The organism is Microbacterium sp. NPDC090014, assembly GCF_044748285.1.
GTDB lineage: Bacteria > Actinomycetota > Actinomycetes > Actinomycetales > Microbacteriaceae > Microbacterium.
Genome location: NZ_JBIVFS010000001.1, coordinates 2,192,488 through 2,210,057 on the forward strand (window position 1 = coordinate 2,192,488; position 17,570 = coordinate 2,210,057).

The 17,570-nt window shown below is 67.3% G+C and carries 16 protein-coding genes; 10 read left to right on the forward strand and 6 right to left on the reverse strand.

The genetic code is table 11. The features are described 5' to 3' along the window. Positions 1–2: 2 nt before the first annotated feature. Positions 3–2,075 (reverse strand): glycogen debranching protein GlgX, encoded by a 2,073-nt coding sequence (gene glgX, locus ACIPV5_RS10375; protein WP_400340975.1) that lies wholly within the window; start codon positions 2,073–2,075, stop codon positions 3–5. 95 nt (positions 2,076–2,170) lie between these two features. On the opposite strand from glgX, the gene ACIPV5_RS10380 reads away from it, so the two are divergent. Genes ACIPV5_RS10380 through ACIPV5_RS10395 form a run of 4 tightly spaced genes read left to right on the forward strand, consistent with a single transcriptional unit; the run spans position 2,171 to position 7,284 of the window. Continuing rightward, entirely contained in the window at positions 2,171–3,346 is a 1,176-nt protein-coding gene (locus ACIPV5_RS10380) for a cysteine desulfurase family protein (protein ID WP_056278682.1), read from the forward strand. Positions 3,347–3,355: 9 nt separating this feature from the next. Further along, complete coding sequence (mnmA, locus tag ACIPV5_RS10385) at positions 3,356–4,453, forward strand: tRNA 2-thiouridine(34) synthase MnmA (RefSeq protein ID WP_072591240.1); 1,098 nt, start codon at positions 3,356–3,358, stop codon at positions 4,451–4,453. Between the two features lie 42 nt (positions 4,454–4,495). Then, complete coding sequence (gene ligA, locus ACIPV5_RS10390; protein WP_400340976.1) at positions 4,496–6,811, forward strand: NAD-dependent DNA ligase LigA; 2,316 nt, start codon at positions 4,496–4,498, stop codon at positions 6,809–6,811. After that, positions 6,808–7,284, forward strand: coding sequence for a hypothetical protein (locus ACIPV5_RS10395; protein ID WP_372983578.1), 477 nt, complete (start codon positions 6,808–6,810; stop codon positions 7,282–7,284). The genes ligA and ACIPV5_RS10395 overlap by 4 nt, the downstream gene beginning before the upstream one ends. Here the strand turns inward: ACIPV5_RS10395 and ACIPV5_RS10400 are convergent. Further along, complete coding sequence (locus tag ACIPV5_RS10400) at positions 7,235–9,061, reverse strand: DEAD/DEAH box helicase (RefSeq protein ID WP_400340977.1); 1,827 nt, start codon at positions 9,059–9,061, stop codon at positions 7,235–7,237. The genes ACIPV5_RS10395 and ACIPV5_RS10400 overlap by 50 nt on opposite strands. Before the next feature lie 47 nt (positions 9,062–9,108). Beyond that, entirely contained in the window at positions 9,109–10,809 is a 1,701-nt protein-coding gene (locus ACIPV5_RS10405; RefSeq protein ID WP_400340978.1) for a long-chain-fatty-acid--CoA ligase, read from the reverse strand. A 67-nt stretch (positions 10,810–10,876) separates the two neighbouring features. On the opposite strand from ACIPV5_RS10405, the gene gatC reads away from it, so the two are divergent. Genes gatC through ACIPV5_RS10435 form a run of 6 tightly spaced genes read left to right on the forward strand, consistent with a single transcriptional unit; the run spans position 10,877 to position 16,428 of the window. Beyond that, a complete protein-coding gene (gene gatC / locus ACIPV5_RS10410) occupies positions 10,877–11,176 on the forward strand; it encodes an Asp-tRNA(Asn)/Glu-tRNA(Gln) amidotransferase subunit GatC (protein WP_053096012.1) in 300 nt (99 codons plus the stop codon). Then, on the forward strand, positions 11,173–12,690 hold the full coding sequence (gene gatA, locus ACIPV5_RS10415) for an Asp-tRNA(Asn)/Glu-tRNA(Gln) amidotransferase subunit GatA (protein WP_400340979.1): 1,518 nt from the start codon (positions 11,173–11,175) through the stop codon (positions 12,688–12,690). Before gatC ends, gatA begins: the two co-directional genes overlap by 4 nt. Next, the gene (gatB, locus tag ACIPV5_RS10420; protein ID WP_053096014.1) at positions 12,690–14,204 is read left to right on the forward strand and encodes an Asp-tRNA(Asn)/Glu-tRNA(Gln) amidotransferase subunit GatB; all 1,515 of its coding nucleotides are present in this window, start codon (positions 12,690–12,692) and stop codon (positions 14,202–14,204) included. Before gatA ends, gatB begins: the two co-directional genes overlap by 1 nt. A gap of 47 nt (positions 14,205–14,251) precedes the next feature. Continuing rightward, positions 14,252–15,508, forward strand: coding sequence for a DNA polymerase IV (gene dinB, locus ACIPV5_RS10425; protein WP_400340980.1), 1,257 nt, complete (start codon positions 14,252–14,254; stop codon positions 15,506–15,508). Between the two features lie 37 nt (positions 15,509–15,545). Next, on the forward strand, positions 15,546–15,863 hold the full coding sequence (locus tag ACIPV5_RS10430; RefSeq protein ID WP_053096016.1) for a hypothetical protein: 318 nt from the start codon (positions 15,546–15,548) through the stop codon (positions 15,861–15,863). Beyond that, a complete protein-coding gene (locus ACIPV5_RS10435) occupies positions 15,847–16,428 on the forward strand; it encodes a hypothetical protein (protein ID WP_400340981.1) in 582 nt (193 codons plus the stop codon). Before ACIPV5_RS10430 ends, ACIPV5_RS10435 begins: the two co-directional genes overlap by 17 nt. Position 16,429: 1 nt before the next feature. On the opposite strand, the gene ACIPV5_RS10440 is transcribed toward ACIPV5_RS10435, so the two are convergent. The 3 genes from ACIPV5_RS10440 to ACIPV5_RS10450 are packed head-to-tail and all read right to left on the reverse strand — an operon-like array spanning position 16,430 to position 17,555. Beyond that, a complete protein-coding gene (locus ACIPV5_RS10440) occupies positions 16,430–16,921 on the reverse strand; it encodes a DUF2017 family protein (RefSeq protein WP_053096018.1) in 492 nt (163 codons plus the stop codon). Continuing rightward, positions 16,918–17,211, reverse strand: a complete 294-nt coding sequence (clpS, locus tag ACIPV5_RS10445) for an ATP-dependent Clp protease adapter ClpS (protein ID WP_053096019.1) — start codon at positions 17,209–17,211, stop codon at positions 16,918–16,920. The genes ACIPV5_RS10440 and clpS overlap by 4 nt, the downstream gene beginning before the upstream one ends. Further along, positions 17,208–17,555 (reverse strand): metallopeptidase family protein, encoded by a 348-nt coding sequence (locus ACIPV5_RS10450; protein WP_400340982.1) that lies wholly within the window; start codon positions 17,553–17,555, stop codon positions 17,208–17,210. Before ACIPV5_RS10450 ends, clpS begins: the two co-directional genes overlap by 4 nt. Between the last annotated feature and the right edge of the window lie 15 nt (positions 17,556–17,570).

The window sequence follows — 17,570 nt, forward strand, 5'->3', positions numbered from 1 at the left end:
GTTCATTCCACGCGGAAGAGTCGCATGGAGGTGCCGGGGATGGGCAGGACGTCGCCGGGGGCGAACACCTCGCCGCCGTCTTGCGGGCGGTCGTCGGCGCTCGACCACAGCGAGACGAAACGCGTCGCCTCCTCGAGGTCGTCGGGCAGACGCACGTCGATGGGCGACTCCGTCCCGTGCACGATGAGGAGGATCCGATTGGCCGATTCGCGATCGGGGGTCGAGGCCGCCACATACTGCAGAGTGCGGTTACCAGGGTCCGTCCACTGCTGGCTCTCCATCGTCTCGCCGTTCTGGTCGAACCAGTCCATGACAGAGGCGTTGGGGATGTGCTCACCGAGTCGGGCGTACCGGCTGGGACGCAGGGCGGGATTCTCGGAACGGAGCTGGATGAGTCGAGCGACGTGTGCGCGCAGGTCCTCCTGCCACGGTTCCGCGTCCCAGCCGAGCCACGTCATCGACGAATCCTGGGCGTAGGCATTGTTGTTTCCGCGTTGCGTCCGACCGACCTCATCGCCGGCCGTGAGCATGGGGATCCCGGCTGACAGCAGCAGGGTGCCGAGCAGGTTGCGCATCGCTTTTCGCCTGGCAGCGAGGATCGCAGGGTCGTCGGTCGGCCCCTCGATACCGTGATTGAAAGCCCGATTCATGTCGGCACCATCGCGATTCTGTTCGCCGTTCGCCTCATTGTGCTTGACGTCGTACGACACGAGGTCGTGCATGGTGAAGCCGTCGTGCGCGGTGACGAAGTTGATGCTGGCCAGCGGTCCCCGAACATCTGCGAAAGTGTTCGACGAGCCGGCGAGACGCGTCGCGAAGCCCCCGATGCCGACCGGAGCGGACGCACGACGCGCATAGTCGATGTCGCTCAGCCAGAAGTTCCTGACCCGGTCGCGGTAGCGGTCGTTCCACTCCATCCAGCCGTTCGGGAAGTTGCCGGTCTGCCAGCCGCCCATGCCGACGTCCCACGGCTCGGCGATGAGCTTGGTGTCGCGGAGGATCGGATCGTTCGCGATGGCGGTGAGAAGCGGGTGCTCGGGCGTATAGGTGTGCGAGCCGTCGCGCGCGATCGCGGCCGCGAGATCGAAGCGGAAGCCGTCGATCTGCATCTCCTGCGCCCAGTAGCGCAGCGAGTCGAGCACGAGGCGCGCTCCGGCATCGGTCGAGGTGTCGAGCGTGTTGCCGCAGCCTGTCGTGTCGATGTACGCGCCTGATGCGTCCTGTCGGTAGTAGCTGGCGTTGTCGATGCCGCGCAGACTGGACCGAGGTCCACCGAGGCCCTCTTCCGACGTGTGGTTGTACACGACGTCCAGGATGACTTCGAGTCCGGCTTCGTGCAGCAGTCGCACCATGCCTTTGAACTCGGCGAGAACGGCCTCGGGGCCGCCCTTGCGTGCGTCCTCCGTCGCGTAGGCGTTGTGCGGTGTGAAGAAGTTGAGGGTGTTGTAGCCCCAGTAGTTCGTGAGGCCGCGCTCGAGCAGGCGAGGCTCCGGAACGAACGCCTGGACGGGCAGGAGCTCGATCGAGGTGATCCCGAGAGAGTGGAAGTACTCGATCATCGCGGGATGCGCGAGTCCGGCGTATGTGCCGTGCAGAGCCGGGGGCACATCGGGCTGACGCTTGGTCAGCCCCTTCAGGTGCCCTTCGTAGATCACGGTGCGGTCGAGCGGTATCCGTGGCTTGACGGACTCTCCCCAGTCGAACCCGTCGACGATCACCACGGAGCGCCACTCCTCGTAGCCGTCGCCCTGCGCGAGACCGCGAGAGTAGGGGTCGAGGAGCAGAGTCTCGGGGTTGAACGTGTTCCCCGGCCCGTGTGGCCCTCCGACGCGGATCGCATACCGGGTGCCGGGCTGGAGCAGTTCTGTCGTCACCTCCCAGATGCCGCCGGGAAGGCGTGCGAGATCGACCTGGTCGATGACCCAGTCGAGGTCGGTGGCATCGAAGACGACGAGTTCGATGGAGGACGCGTTCTGTGACCAGACGCGGAGGGTTCCGACGCCGTCGTGAAGGCGCACACCGAGGTTGTCGAGTGCAGTACCGCCGGGCACGGTGATGTCTCGGATCGCGGGCATGAGTACACCATAGAGGTCTGCGCTCGGGTCTCAGGACAGCATGCACTCAGTTCCATGTGCACGCCACTGCGCGGAAAATGGGGGAGAGTGGAGGGATGCAGCACTATCTCGACCACGCCGCGACGACGCCGCTGCGTCCCGAGGCGCGGGAGGCGTGGCTCGAAGCGAGCGAGATGGTCGGGAATGCGTCATCGACGCACGGTGCCGGCCAGGACGCGCGGCGCCTGCTCGAGGAGGCACGCGAGCGCTCGGCCGCAGTGCTCGACTGCGACCCCATCGAGGTCGTGTTCACCTCCGGGGGTACGGAGTCGATCAATCTCGCGCTTCAGGGGTTGTGGCAGGCGCGGCCGGCGGAGTCGGATGCCATCGTGATGCCGGATGCCGAGCACCACGCGACGATGGACACCGTCGAGGCCCTGGTGGCGGCAGGGGCGGTGCTGCGCGCTGTTCCGGTATATCGCTCGGCGGCCATCGACGTGGACGAGTTCACTGCCCAGCTTCCGGGCGCGGCGCTGGCGACCGCGCTCGTCGCCAACAACGAGGCCGGGACGATCAACGACGCCGCGATGCTGGCGTCGTCGACCGCGCAGGCGCTCGTTCCCCTCCATCTCGATGCGGTCGCGGCCCTCGGCCACCTGCCTCTGTCGTTCCGCGCGCTGAGAGGCGATGCGCCCGACTCGGTCGGTCTTGTCGCGATGAGCGTGGCCGGACACAAGATCGGTGCGCCGGTCGGCGTCGGAGCCTTGGTGGTCGCTCGCACCGCGCGGCTCTCCGCACTCCTTCGCGGCGGCGCGCAGCAGCGCGGACTTCGCGCCGGAACGCAGGACGTGGCCGGTGCCGCGGCCTTCGCCACCGCGCTCGAGCTCGCCGAGTCGGAGCGAGAGACGGAGACCGCGCGGCTGGCGACGATGCGCGACCGGCTGATCGACGGCATCCTGGCGCGGGTGCCGCAGGCCGAGCTTCTGGGAGACGGCTCGCGACGGCTCCCCGGCAACGCCCACATACTGTTTCCCGGAGCGGTGGGGGAGAGCCTGCTCTTCCTTCTCGACATGGCAGGCATCGCCGCGTCGACCGGGTCGGCCTGCCAGGCGGGTGTGGCGGAGCCATCGCATGTCGTGATGGCGATGGGGCGCAGTGAGCAGGACGCGCGCAGCGCGCTCCGATTCACGCTGGGACGCACATCGACGGACGCAGACGTCGATGCCGTCCTCGCATCCATCGGCGAGGCCTACCTGCGGGCTTCCGGCTCCGGCTCAGCCGCACGCTCGTAGACTGGTCCCATGAGGATTCTTGCGGCCATGAGTGGCGGAGTGGACTCCGCAGTCGCGGCCGCACGGGCCGTGGACGCGGGGCACGACGTCGTCGGCGTGCATCTCGCGCTGTCCCGGGCGGGCGGCACGCTGCGCACCGGAAGCCGGGGATGCTGCACGATCGAGGATGCGCTCGATGCGCGTCGCGCGGCCGATCTCCTGGGCATCCCGTTCTACGTCTGGGACTTCTCCGAGCGCTTCCGCGACGACGTGATCGCCGATTTCGTCTCGGAGTACCAGGCAGGGCGCACCCCCAATCCCTGCATGCGCTGCAATGAGAAGATCAAGTTCGCCGCCCTTCTCGAGCGCGCCATCGAGCTCGGTTTCGACGCGGTGTGCACCGGGCACTACGCGACGCTGATCCCCACGGACGCCGGTCTCGAGCTGCACAGAGCCGCGGACAACGCCAAGGATCAGTCCTATGTGCTCGGCGTACTCACCGCCGAGCAGCTCGCGCACACCTACTTCCCGCTCGGAACGACTCCGTCCAAAGCGGTCGTGCGTGCCGAGGCGGAGGAGCGTGGGCTGAGTGTCGCGCAGAAGCCCGACAGCCACGACATCTGCTTCATTCCCGACGGTGACACGCGAGGCTGGCTGGCCGAGAAGGTCGGTACCGCCACCGGTGAGATCGTCGACCGCACGGGCTCCGTCGTCGGCTCGCACGAGGGCGCGCACGCTTTCACGGTCGGTCAGCGCCGTGGTCTGAAGCTCGGCGTCCCGGCCCCCGACGGCAAGCCCCGCTTCGTACTCGAGGTGCGGCCGGTGTCCAACACGGTGGTCGTGGGGCCGAAGGAGGCTCTCGCGACGCGTGAGATCTCGGGCGATCGATTCAGCTGGGCGGGCGCAGCGCCCGTCGACTCCGAGTTCGACTGCGAGGTGCAGATCCGCGCCCACGCCGAGCCGGAAGCAGCCCGGGCATTCGTCTCGCCCGAGGGCGTGCGCGTCGTGCCCGAGCAGCCGCTCAACGGGGTCGCGCCGGGCCAGACCGCCGTGCTGTACGTCGGAACGCGCGTGCTCGGCCAGTTCACGATCGACCGCACCGTGTCCGCAGTGCCGGTCGACGCATAGCGCCTGCCTCTCGATGTCGGCGCCCGCTCGTAGACTGGCGGGGTGCCGGAGAACATCTCGCTGGAAGACGCCCGTATCGAAGCGGACGAGCTGACCACTCGAATCCTCGAAGCGAAGGACGCGTACTACGGGCGCGACACTTCACTCGTCGACGACTTCACCTACGACGGGTGGATGCACAGGCTCGAAGAGCTGGAGCGGATGCATCCCGAGCTGCAGGGTCAGGACTCGCCCACTCAGATGGTGGGGGCGGCCGAGGCCACCGGGCTCGCCACCATCGAGCACGCGGAGCGGATGCTGAGTCTCGACAACGTGTTCTCGATCGACGAGCTCAGGGATTGGGCCGCCAAGACGCGCGCCTCTGCGGGGCGAGCTGTCGACTGGCTCACCGAACTCAAGATCGACGGCCTCGCGATCAATCTCCGCTACGAGAACGGCCGGCTGACGTCGGCGGCGACGCGGGGAGATGGGCGCGTCGGTGAGATCGTCACCGAGAACGCGCTGCGCCTTCCCGAGATCCCCCTCGAGCTCAGCGGCGAAGGTCACCCTCCCATCGTCGAGGTGCGCGGCGAGGTGTTCATTCCCGTGGCCGCCTTCGAGCGCCTGAATGCCGCACAGTCGGAGTTCCGCGACAGGGCCTACGCCGATGCTCTCGCCCGCTGGGAGGCTCGGAGCGGAGCGAAGAAGCCGTTCGACGAAGAGAAGGCGCGAACTGCTGCGGCTCGGCGGTTCCCCTCGTTCGCGAATCCGCGCAACGCGGCGAGTGGTGGCCTGCGTCAGCAGATCGACAAGAAGGACGGGCTCGAGCTCGAGGCGGGGATGCTGCGCATCGAGTCGCTCGCGCTGTACGTGCACGGCATCGGGGCCTGGGAGAATCCGCCGGTCGCCGCACAGAGTCAGGTCTACGACCAGCTGTCGGACTGGGGGCTGCCGACCAGCCCGCACACCAGGGTGTGCACGAGCATCGACGACGTGGTTGCGTTCGTCGAGTACTTCGGCGAGCACCGGCACGATATCGAGCACGAGCTGGACGGGATCGTCGTCAAGGTCGACGAGCTGTCCCTCCACGACGAGCTCGGCGCCACCAGTCGGGCGCCTCGCTGGGCGATCGCGTACAAGTACCCGCCCGAAGAGGTGCAGACGAAGCTGCTCGACATCGTCGTGTCTGTGGGTCGAACCGGCAGGGCGACGCCGTTCGCGGTGATGGCTCCCGCCCAGGTCGCGGGGAGCGTCGTCAGGCAGGCGACGCTGCACAACAAGGACGTGGTGAAAGCCAAGGGAGTGCTGATCGGCGACACCGTCGTCCTGCGCAAGGCGGGCGACGTGATCCCCGAGGTCCTCGGTCCGGTCGTCGAGAAACGCGACGGTACCGAGCGGGAGTTCGTGATGCCGATCGAATGCCCCGAGTGCGGCACGCCGCTGCGTCCGATGAAGGAGGGCGACATCGATCTGCGCTGCCCCAACGCGCGCTCGTGTCCGGCCCAGGTTCGCGGTCGTGTCGAGCACATCGGTTCGCGGGGCGCCCTCGACATCGAGGCGCTCGGAGAAGTCACGGCGGCCGCGCTCACCCAGCCGACCTCGCCGGCGACACCGCCTCTCGAGACCGAAGCCGGACTGTTCGCGCTGACGCTCGAGGAGATCGTGCCGATCGAGCTCGTCGTGCGCGATGCCGAGACGGGGCTGCCCAAGGAGGACGAAGACGGTCTCGTGAAGACGAGGGCGCCATTCCGACGCAACCCGACCGCGACAGAGAAGAAGTCGGGGCTGGAGGGCCCCCAGCCCTCCTCTCAAGCTGTGACTCTGCTCGCGGAACTCGAGAAGGCGAAGACCAAAGACCTTTGGCGGCTGCTCGTCTCACTGAACATCCGTCACGTCGGGCCGGTCGCGGCGAGAGCGCTGGCGCAGTGGTTCGGTTCGCTCGACGCGATCCGCGCGGCCTCTCGCGACGAGCTCGCCGCTGTGGAAGGAGTCGGCGGCATCATCGCCGACTCCCTGCTCGCGTGGTTCGATGTCGACTGGCACCAGGACATCGTTCGTCGCTGGGCCGAGGCAGGCGTCCAGTGGGCCACGCCCGGTCATCCCGGTCCGGGCGCGGCAGTCGTCCAGGGCGGTGTGTTGGACGGGATCACGGTCGTCGCGACCGGTTCGCTCGACGGGTACACCCGAGATGGAGCGCAGGAGGCCATCCTCAAGGCGGGCGGTAAGGCCGCGTCGAGCGTCTCCAAGAAGACGGACTTCGTCGCGGCCGGTCCCGGAGCGGGGTCGAAGCTGGGGAAGGCGGAGGAGCTCGGCATCCGCATCCTCGATGCCGCTCAGTTCCACATCCTCGTCACGGAGGGGCCGGACGCTCTGGGATGAGGCGATATGGACCGCTGATCGCCGTCTCCGGCGCGATGGCTGTGGGAGACCCGGGTCGGAACCACCTGCGTCTGACGCCTGATGCGCTGCTGATCCGCCACGGCACAGAGAACCGGGGGATCATTCCCTGGTCGCAGGTGCAGCGAGTGATCCTCGACGTGCCCACCACGCGGTTCCGTCTGCCCGGCCTCATGAGCACGCTCGTCCTCGGCGCCCTGACGTTCCTCGCCGTGTCCGATCTCGGATTCGACCCTGAGGATGGCGCGGTCGAGCTCCTGGCCGACGGGGAAACGTCGATCGCACCGCTGAGCCGTCACCACGTCGGCGGCTACTGGACACCGACGGTGGACGGGGCGCACCGGCTGCTGCAGCATCTCATCGACAACCCGGAGCAGAGAGCGTTGCTCGCGCGCCCTGAACAGCTCATCGACGTGGCCGCGCGTCTCGCCCGCAATGGGTCTGCAGGAGCCTGACGCGCAGGCTGGCTGTCAGGATGGTTGCCCCATCGATGAACGAGAGCGCGCCGTCACGAGGGCCGTCGTTACGACGGGCTCCAGGCCCACGGTCGGGCTTGATCTCGATGAGCCGACCCGAGATGCGGGTGTCCTTCAGCTTCTCCAGGACGGACGAGTCGAGGTTCGCCGGCAACTCGACGACAGTGAAGTCCGGCCGGATGTTGATCGCGCCGAAGTCATCACGACCCAGGCCGCCCTCATTCGCGAGTGCGCCGACGATCTGACGGGGCTCGACGCGGTGACGGCGTCCGACCTCGATGCGGTACGGCTTGTAGTCGCCGCGCCCACGGCGCTCGCGCGGTTCGCGGGTCTCGCGACGCTCGCGAGTGTTGCTCTCGCGCGGCGGACGGTTGTCGTACTCGACCGCTTTCGACAGGGCGTCGTCGGCCGGGTCGAGCAGCAGAGGAGTATCGCCCTGGGCGACGACAGCGAGCGCAGCTGCGACATCGGCCTCGGGCACATCGTGGTTGCGCACGTAGTGGTCGATGATGTCGCGGAACTTCTCGATGCGGGTGCTATCGCTGAGCGCGGTCGTGATCGCGTCGTCGAAGCGGGCGAGGCGCGTGGTGTTCACGTCGTCGAGGCTGGGCAGCTGCATCTGAGTGGGCTGCTGACGCGTGGCCTTCTCGATCGACTTGAGCAGGTAGCGCTCACGCGGGGTGATGAAGCTGATCGCGTCTCCGGTGCGTCCCGCGCGGCCGGTGCGGCCGATGCGGTGCACGTACGACTCGGTGTCGGTGGGGATGTCGAAGTTGATGACGTGGCTGATGCGCTCGACGTCGAGACCGCGAGCGGCCACGTCGGTCGCGACGAGGATGTCGAGCTTGCTCGCCTTGAGCTGGTTGACGCTGCGCTCACGCTGGACCTGCGGCACGTCGCCGTTGATGGCGGCGGCGGAGTATCCGCGGGCACGCAGCTTCTCGGCCAGCGTCTCGGTCTCGTTCTTCGTGCGGACGAACACGATCATGCCGTCGAAGTTCTCGACCTCGAGGATGCGAGTGAGCGCATCCACCTTCTGCGCGTACGACACCACGAGGTACCGCTGCGTGATGTTGGTGCCGGTGGCGGTCTTCGACTTGATGCTGATCTCTTCGGGCTCACGCAGGTACTTCTGCGCGAGTCGGCGGATCTGCGGGGGCATGGTCGCTGAGAAGAGGGCTACCTGCTTCTCCTCGGGCGTCTGCGCGAGGATCTGCTCGACGTCTTCGGCGAAGCCCATCTTGAGCATCTCATCGGCTTCATCGAGCACCAGGTACTGCAGCTGGGACAGGTCGAGGGTGCCCTTGGCGAGGTGGTCCATGATGCGACCGGGGGTGCCGACGATCACGTGCACGCCGCGGCGCAGCGCCGACAGCTGCACGCCGTAGCCCTGTCCGCCGTAGACGGGGAGGACGTGGACGCCCTTCATCTTCGACGCGTACGACTCGAACGCCTCGCACACCTGCAGAGCGAGCTCGCGGGTCGGAGCGAGCACGAGAGCTTGCGGGGTCTTCTGGGACACGTCGAGGCGCTCGAGCACGGGGAGCGCGAATGCCGCGGTCTTTCCCGTTCCGGTCTGCGCCATACCGACGACATCGCGACCGGAGAGCAGGGTCGGGATCGTGGCGGCTTGGATGGGGGAGGGGGTCTCGTAGCCGAGGTCCTTGATGGCCTTGAGGACGGGGCCGGTGATGCCGAGCTCCTCGAATCCAGGGGTCTCGGGGGCGTCGGTGGGCACAGCGTCTTCAGGAGTCACTGACCAAGGGTAGCGCTTCGCGGGATTCCGCGCCTGTGAGGGCGCCCTCAGGAGCCGGAAGTCAGAGTGAGCAGTCTCTCCTTGACCTGGCGACGCAGCACCTTGCCGATCAGCGATTTGGGCAGCTCGTCGACGATGAACAGACGCCGCGGAACCTTGTACGGGGTGAGGATGCTGCGCGCATACTCGCGGATCGCTTCGACGTCGACGTCTGCCCCCGCGTCGACGACGATCGCGGCGACGACCTCCTCGCCGGAGTGGTCGCTCGGCAGACCGACCACGGCAGCGTCCACGACCTGAGGATGCTGACGCAGAGCGCTCTCGACCTCGGTGGGGGCCACATTGAAGCCGCCGGTGATGATCAGCTCCTTGATGCGGTCGACGATCCGGATGAAACCCGCCTCATCGACCGTCACGATGTCACCGGTGCGGAACCAGCCGTCGACGAAGACGGCCTCCGTCTCCTCCGGCTTGCCGTAGTAGCCGGAGAACACCTGGGGTCCGCGCACCAGGAGCTCACCCGCGGATCCTTCAGGAACGTCGACGGTCGGGTTCTCGGGATCGACGACGCGGCATTCGGTTCCCGGAAGAGGAAGTCCCACGGTGCCGGGCACGCGGTTGTCAGCTACGGGGTTCGCCATCAACACGGGGGAGCACTCGCTGAGTCCGTACCCCTCGACGAGGAAGCCATGCGTCGCCGCCTCGAACGGCACCACGAGTTCGTGCGGCAAAGCCATGGCACCGGAGATCGCGACCTCGATGCCGTCGAGCGAGACATCCTTCGCCTTCGCCGCCGACAGCAGGCGGTCGGCGATCGGGGGCACGAGGGGAAGGAAGGTGGCGGGGTGCTTCTTCATCACGTCGAGCACGAGATCCGGATCGAACTTCGGGAAGAGCACCAGGCGCGCACCCATGGACATCGCGAACGTCAGGCAGAGCGTCAGACCGTATGCGTGGAACATCGGCAGCACCGCGTACACGACGCAGCCCTTGCCGCGCTGGATCGACGGAACCCATGCCTGCGACTGCGCGGCGTTCGCGAGCAGGTTGCCGTGGGTCAGGGCGGCGCCCTTGGGGGTTCCCGTGGTGCCGGACGTGTACTGGATGATCGCGAGGTCGTCGGTGGCGGGCTTCGGGTGCGCGGCAGGGATCGGGGCGGACTGCACCAGCGAGTCCCAGGTGACGGTTCCTCGCACCTTCTCGGTCAGAGCGGCGCGAGACTCACGGGCCTTCGCCACCGGAAGCCGCAGCGCCACACGAGTGAGGAGGGGCATCGCGCGCGTCACATCGACGGAGATGAGGTTCGTCACGGCGAGGTCGGCGGGGAACTCCTGCACCGTGGCGACGACCTTGTTCCACACGATCGCGTGCTTCGCGCCATGGTCCTCGAACTGCTTCCGCAGCTCGCGCGCAGTGTAGAGCGGGTTGTGCTCGACGACGACGGCGCCGAGACGGAGCACCGCGTAGAACGCCACGATGTGCTGCGGACAGTTCGGAAGCACGATCGCCACGGGATCGCCCGCCCGCACGCCGAGGTCGCGCAGTCCTGCGGCTGCTCGGTCGATCGCATTCTGCAGTTCTGAGTACGACGTCTCACGACCGAAGAACTGCAGGGCGGGGGCATCCGGGTAGTCGCGGGCGGACGCGGCGACGATGTCGACCAGCGATCCGGACACGGGGGAGAGGTCTTCCGGGACGCCTGCGGCATAGCTGGCGATCCATGGGCGAGGAGGCTGGTACGAGCTCACCCGCCCAGCATAGGGCGGCTTCGCCGGACTGCAGGGACCCGGTGAGCACGGCAACTAGACTGGGGCCGTGTCTGAAATCACCCCTGATCTCGTGCGTCATCTCGGCGTGCTCGCGCGCATCCAGCTCAACGACGACGAGGTGTCCCGACTCACGGGCCAGCTCGATGCCATCGTCGACAACATCGCGAAGGTGTCGGAGGTCGCAGGCCCCGACATCGCAGCGACGAGTCATCCGATTCCGCTGAGCAACGTCTACCGTCCCGATGTGGTGGGCGAGACCCTCACACACGAGCAGGTGCTCCAGAACGCGCCGGATCAGGCCGACGGCCGATTCCGCGTCACCGCGATCCTGGGAGAAGAGCAGTGAGCGACATCATCCGCATGACTGCGGCGGAGCTTGCCGACAAGCTCGCCAGCCGCGAGATCTCGAGCGTCGAGGCCACTCGCGCTCACCTCGACCGCATCGCAGCCGTCGACGGCGACGTTCATGCCTTCCTGCACATCAACGAGGGTGCGCTCGAGGCGGCCGCCGCTGTCGACGCCCAGCGTGCGGCGGGTGAGCAGCTCGGCCCGATCGCCGGCGTGCCGCTCGCCATCAAGGACGTCCTCGTGACGACCGACCAGCCGACGACGAGCGGCTCGCGGATCCTCAAGGGCTACCGCTCGCCGTACGACGCCACGGTCGTCGCCCGCTCGCGCGCGGCGGGGCTGATCCCGCTCGGCAAGACCAACATGGACGAGTTCGCCATGGGGTCCTCGACAGAGCACTCCGCCTACGGTCCCACCCGCAACCCGTGGGACCTCGACCGGATCCCGGGCGGTTCCGGCGGCGGATCGGCGGCAGCAGTCGCCGCTTTCGAGGCTCCGCTGGCACTCGGCTCCGACACCGGTGGCTCGATCCGTCAGCCTGCTCATGTCACCGGCACGGTGGGCGTCAAGCCGACCTATGGTGGCGTCAGCCGCTACGGGGCCATCGCACTCGCCTCCAGCCTCGACCAGGTCGGACCCGTCACGCGTACAGTGCTCGACGCGGGTCTCCTGCACGATGCGATCGGCGGACACGACCCGAAGGACTCCACGTCTTTGCGTGACGAGTGGCCCTCATTCGCTGACGCGGCCCGTGAGGGCGCGCGCGGTGATGTGCTCAAGGGGCTCAAGGTCGGTGTCATCCGAGAGCTGCCGGACAGCGGGTTCCAGCCCGGTGTCGCCGAATCGTTCCGCAGCGCGCTCGCGATGATGGAGGCGCAGGGCGCGGAGATCGTCGAGATCGGCGCTCCGCACTTCGAGTACGGCGTCGCGGCCTACTACCTGATCCTGCCTGCGGAGGCGTCGAGCAACCTCGCGAAGTTCGACTCGGTGCGCTTCGGCCTGCGCGTCACGCCCCACGGCACCCCCACCGTCGAGGACGTCATGTCCGCCACGCGTGACGCCGGTTTCGGCGACGAGGTGAAGCGACGCATCATCCTCGGCACCTACGCGCTGTCGGCCGGCTACTACGACGCGTACTACGGCAGTGCTCAGAAGGTGCGCACGCTCATTCAGCAGGACTTCGCGAACGCCTTCGCGGAGGTCGACGTCATCGCGACGCCCTCGGCTCCGACCACCGCGTTCAAGATCGGCGAGAAGATCGACGATCCGCTGCAGATGTATCTGAACGACATCACGACCATTCCCGTCAACCTCGCGGGCGTTCCCGGCATCTCGGTCCCCAGCGGACTCGCGTCGGAAGACGGATTGCCCGTCGGCATCCAGTTCATCGCACCGGCGCGGGAGGATGCGCGACTCTACAAGGTGGGCGCCGCCGTCGAGACGCTGCTCGTCGATTCGTGGGGAGCGCCGCTTCTCACGCGTGCACCCCAGCTCGTGGAAGGGACCCGCTGATGGCCACCGCCAAGCTCATGGACTTCGACAAAGCGCTCGAACTGTACGAGCCCGTGCTCGGGTTCGAGGTCCACGTCGAGCTCAACACGCACACCAAGATGTTCTCGGACGCGCCGAACCCGGCGAACGAGCTCTACCACGCCGCCGAGCCCAACACGCTGATCGCGCCGGTGGATCTGGGCCTGCCCGGATCGCTCCCGGTCGTGAACGAGACGGCGATCCGTTCGTCGATCAGTCTCGGTCTCGCCCTCGGATGCTCGATCGCACCGTCGAGCCGCTTCGCCCGGAAGAACTACTTCTACCCGGATCTCGGCAAGAACTACCAGATCTCCCAGTACGACGAGCCGATCGCGTTCGAGGGTTCCGTCGAGGTGGAGCTCGAGGACGGCACGATCGTGCAGATCCCCATCGAGCGCGCCCACATGGAGGAGGACGCCGGCAAGCTCACCCACATGGGTGGCGCGACCGGACGCATCCAGGGAGCCGAATACTCGCTCGTCGACTACAACCGCGCCGGTGTGCCGCTCGTCGAGATCGTGACGAAGACGATCTTCGGCACCGAGCACCGCGCCCCCGAGGTCGCCAAGGCATACGTCGCGACGATCCGTGACATCGTGCGCAGCCTCGGGATCTCCGAGGCGCGTCTGGAACGAGGCAACCTGCGCTGCGACGCGAACGTGTCGCTGCGTCCCCGCGGACAGGAGAAGCTGGGCACCCGCACCGAGACGAAGAACGTCAACTCGATGCGCTCGGTCGAGCGTGCCGTCCGGTACGAGATCCAGCGTCAGGCGCAGATCCTCGCCGATGGCGGGACCATCACTCAGGAGACGCGACACTGGCACGAGGACACCGGGACGACCTCGCCCGGTCGTCCGAAGTCGGATGCGGACGACTATCGCTACTTCCCTGAGCCCGACCTCCTGCCGGTGGAGCCTGCAGCAGAGCTGATCGAAGCCCTGCGTGCCGAGCTCCCGGAACAGCCCGTCGCCCGTCGACGCCGTCTGATGGCCGAGTGGGGCTTCACGGACCTGGAGTTCCAGGACGTGCGCAATGGAGGGCTGCTGGAGGTCGTCGAAGCGACGATCGCCGCCGGCGCGACTCCGGCGACGGCCCGGAAGTGGTGGACGGGCGAGATCACGCGCCTCGCCAACTCACAGGAGAAGGACGTCACCGAGCTGGTCTCGCCGGAGAACGTCGCGGCCCTGCAGAAACTCGTCGACGCCGGAACGCTCACAGACAAGCTCGCGCGTCAGGTGCTCGAGGGCGTCATCGCGGGCGAGGGCACGCCTCAGGAGGTCGTCGACGGCCGCGGACTCGCGGTCGTCTCGGATGACGGTGCGCTGATCGCAGCGATCGACGACGCACTCGCAGCGCAGCCCGATGTGCTGGCCAAGATCAAGGATGGCAAGGTCCAGGCCGCCGGGGCCGTTATCGGCGCTGTGATGAAGGCGATGAAGGGCCAGGCGGACGCCGCCCGTGTCCGCGAACTCGTCCTCGAGCGCGCTGCGCAGTAACCGGTTCCCCCGGGCCTCATGTCCGAGGCCCGGGGGAGAATGGTGTCATGGGTCACGGTGACGGCAGAGGGCGCATCGTGTCGTCCGCGGATGCCGACGACACCGGCACGAGCATCCTGCACGTCGATATGGATGCGTTCTACGCGGCCGTCGAGGTGCTCGATGATCCGAGCCTGCGAGGACTGCCGTTGATCATCGGAGCGCCTGACGGTCGCTCGGTGGTGTCGAGCGCATCGTACGAGGCTCGTCGCTACGGCGTTCGCGCAGCTATGCCGGTCTCTCAGGCTCTGCGCCTGTGTCCTTCTGCGCGCATCGTCCCTCCGCATTTCCATCGATACCACGCCGTCTCGCGACAGGTCATGGCGATCTTCGAGTCGTTCACACCGCTCGTCGAGCCGCTCTCTGTCGACGAGGCGTTTCTCGATGTGCGGGGCGTCCGACGTCTGTGGGGGAGCCCTGCGCGAATCGCGCACCTCGTTCGCGAGCGAGTCAGAGAAGAGGTCGGGATCACCTGCAGCGTCGGCGTCGCTGCGACCAAGCATGTGGCGAAGATGGCCTCGACGATCTCGAAACCTGACGGGATGCTGGTCATCGCCGCATCGGAAACCCAGGACTTCCTCGATCCGCGCCCAGTGCGTGCGATGTGGGGTGTGGGCCCGAAAGCCGCCGAAGCGCTGGAGGGACGAGGAATTCGCACAGTGCGGGACATCCGCACCTCGTCGCAGGCGATTCTCGACCGTGCCGTCGGACCGGCTCTGAGCGCTCGGCTCTCGGAACTCGCCCGCGGGGAGGACCCCCGTGCAGTCGAGACCGAGCGGGTGGAGAAGAGCATCGGGCACGAGGAGACCTTCGACACGGACATCATGGACCGATCGTTCCTCAGGGCTGAACTGCTGCACCTCGCGGACCGCGTCGCGGCGCGTCTGCGGAAAGCAGAGTGGGAGACCTCGACCGTAGCCATCAAGATCAGGTTCGACGACTTCCGCACCATCAGCCGTTCACAGACGCTCCCGGAACCCACCGCGGTGGGGCAACGCATCGGCGAAGCGGCTCAGACGCTCTTCGATCAGATCGAGCGACGCGATCCTGTGCGGCTCGTCGGGGTGCGCGCAGAGAAGCTGCGTCCCGCCGGCGGTGGCGGGTTCGGCCTGTGGGACGACGATGAGGACTGGCGACGCGTCGAGGGCGCGGTCGACGACGCCGTGGCACGGTTCGGGAGCGCCACGATCAGTCGAGCGCGCCACATAGGGCGCGGTGACGGCCGCGGTGCTGCCCAGCATCCCAAGGCCCATGGACTGGATTGACGCTTGTCGCGGACGATTCCTGGACTAGCGTGGAGCCATGCCCAACATTGCACTGGAACTCGGAAAGCAGGCCGCCGCGTTCGGCGTGAAGAGCGCGTACGGCGAACAGCAGGATGTCGATGGAGTGAGCATCACTCCTGTCGCTTTCACCTACTCCGGCTTCGGCGGAGGCAGCGGTGACGGCGCCGAAGGCGGTGGTGGCGGCGGTGTCTCCGTTCCGGTCGGCGTCTACGTCCGCCGCGAGGAGGGACTCCGATTCGAGCCCAACATCGTGACGCTGCTCGTCGTCGCCGTGCCGTTCATCTGGGTCACCGGGCGCGCTCTCTCTCGCATCATCCGTGCACTCAAGAAGTGACGACCCGGTCGCTGTCGCGCTCGAGCGCGCAGCGACCCAGATCGTCGAGGACATCCGGATGCTGTCTGCGGCCAATCCGGTCGTCCTCATCGACGGTCGCAGCGGTGCCGGTAAGACGACTCTCGCCCGGATGCTCGTCCAGCGCTGGCCGATCGCCGGACGGGTGCAGCTCGTCGCTCTCGACTCCATCTACCCCGGTTGGGACGGCCTCAGCGACGGAGTGGAGCGAGCACTGAACGGTATTCTGCGTCCGCATGGTCGCGGGTACCTCGGGGAGTGGCGACGCTGGGACTGGGCGAAGGGCGCCGAGGCTGAGACTCACGCGGTAGACCCCTCGCTGGGCGTGCTCATCGAGGGGAGCGGGATACTGACGCCGGCCACTGCGGCGATCGCGGACGTGCGCGTCTGGATCGAGTCCGCCGAAACCGGCCGCAAGGCGCGGGCTCTGGCGCGGGATGGCGACACGTATCGGCCTCATTGGGAGCAGTGGGCGCGGCAGGAAAGCGATCACATCGCGCGCGATGATCCCCGCTCCCTGGCGACCAGGGTCATCGAAGTGCCGTAGCTCAGAGAAGGCGGTCCGCCGCTTCGACAGTCAGCTCAAGACGATATCCGAGCCAGTCGTAGACGCCGTACCTCGGGTCGTCGGGATCATGATCGTCATCGGTCTGGATGCCGAGACGCTCGGCGATGACGAGTCGGAGGGCGGTGAGCGTGCGCATCCACGCGTCGACATCAGACAGGGGGATGTCGAGATCGTGCTCTGCGAAGGCTTCGTCCCGGGGCATGTCGCCGAGGTCCCCGCGCATCCCGGCGAGTGCGGTACGGACGATGTCCGCGTCCAGAGCGCGTCGATCCAAGAGATCGTCTCGGGTCGCGTCACGGAACGCGCGCGACGAGTCTTCGTCTTCGGGATAGGGGTCTGGAATCAGGCGACCGATCGCGGGATCCTCGACGTCGCGGTTCGCTCCCACGAGTTCACGGAAGTCGTCGACCAGGTGCACCAGCTGCGCACCCTCGACGCGGGCCATCCGCACCCGTACGGTCAGGTCGGTCACCTCGAAGCCTTTCGGACGGTCGCCCAGAGGCCGTAGTCGTGCATCGCCTGCGCGTGCACCTCCATCGTCTCGCGCGGGCCCGTAGCGACGATGGCCTGACCGTCGTGGTGCACCTGTCGCATCAGCATCGTGGCTCGCTCGAGCGAATATCCGAAATAGGTGCGGAAGACCCGCACGACGTAGCTCATCAGATTCACCGGGTCGTTCCACACGACGACCTCCCAGGGCTCGAGCGGGGCGGCCGAGAGATCGAGCTGTTCGTCGATGTCAGGTGTGGCGAGGGGACTCATGCCCACCCCAGCGTGTGGAGCTGCTCGTCGTCGATGCCGTAGAAGTGCGCGATCTCGTGCACGAGGGTCGTATGGATCTCGTCGCGAAGCTCGTCATCGCTGTCGCAGGCGGCCAGATGAGACTCGCGATAGACGACGATCCGATCCGGGAGCTCCCCGGAGCCGTATTGCGTTCGCTCCGTCAGGGCCAAGCCGTCATAGAGTCCGAGCAGGTCGAGGCTTCCATCCTCCGGACGATCCTCGACGACGAACACCACGTTCTCCAGCCCGTCGACCAACTCGTCGGGCAGGCGATCGAGCTCGTCGATCACGAGCTCTTCGAAGTCCGCTGCATCCATCTCCATCAGCTCCAGCCTATT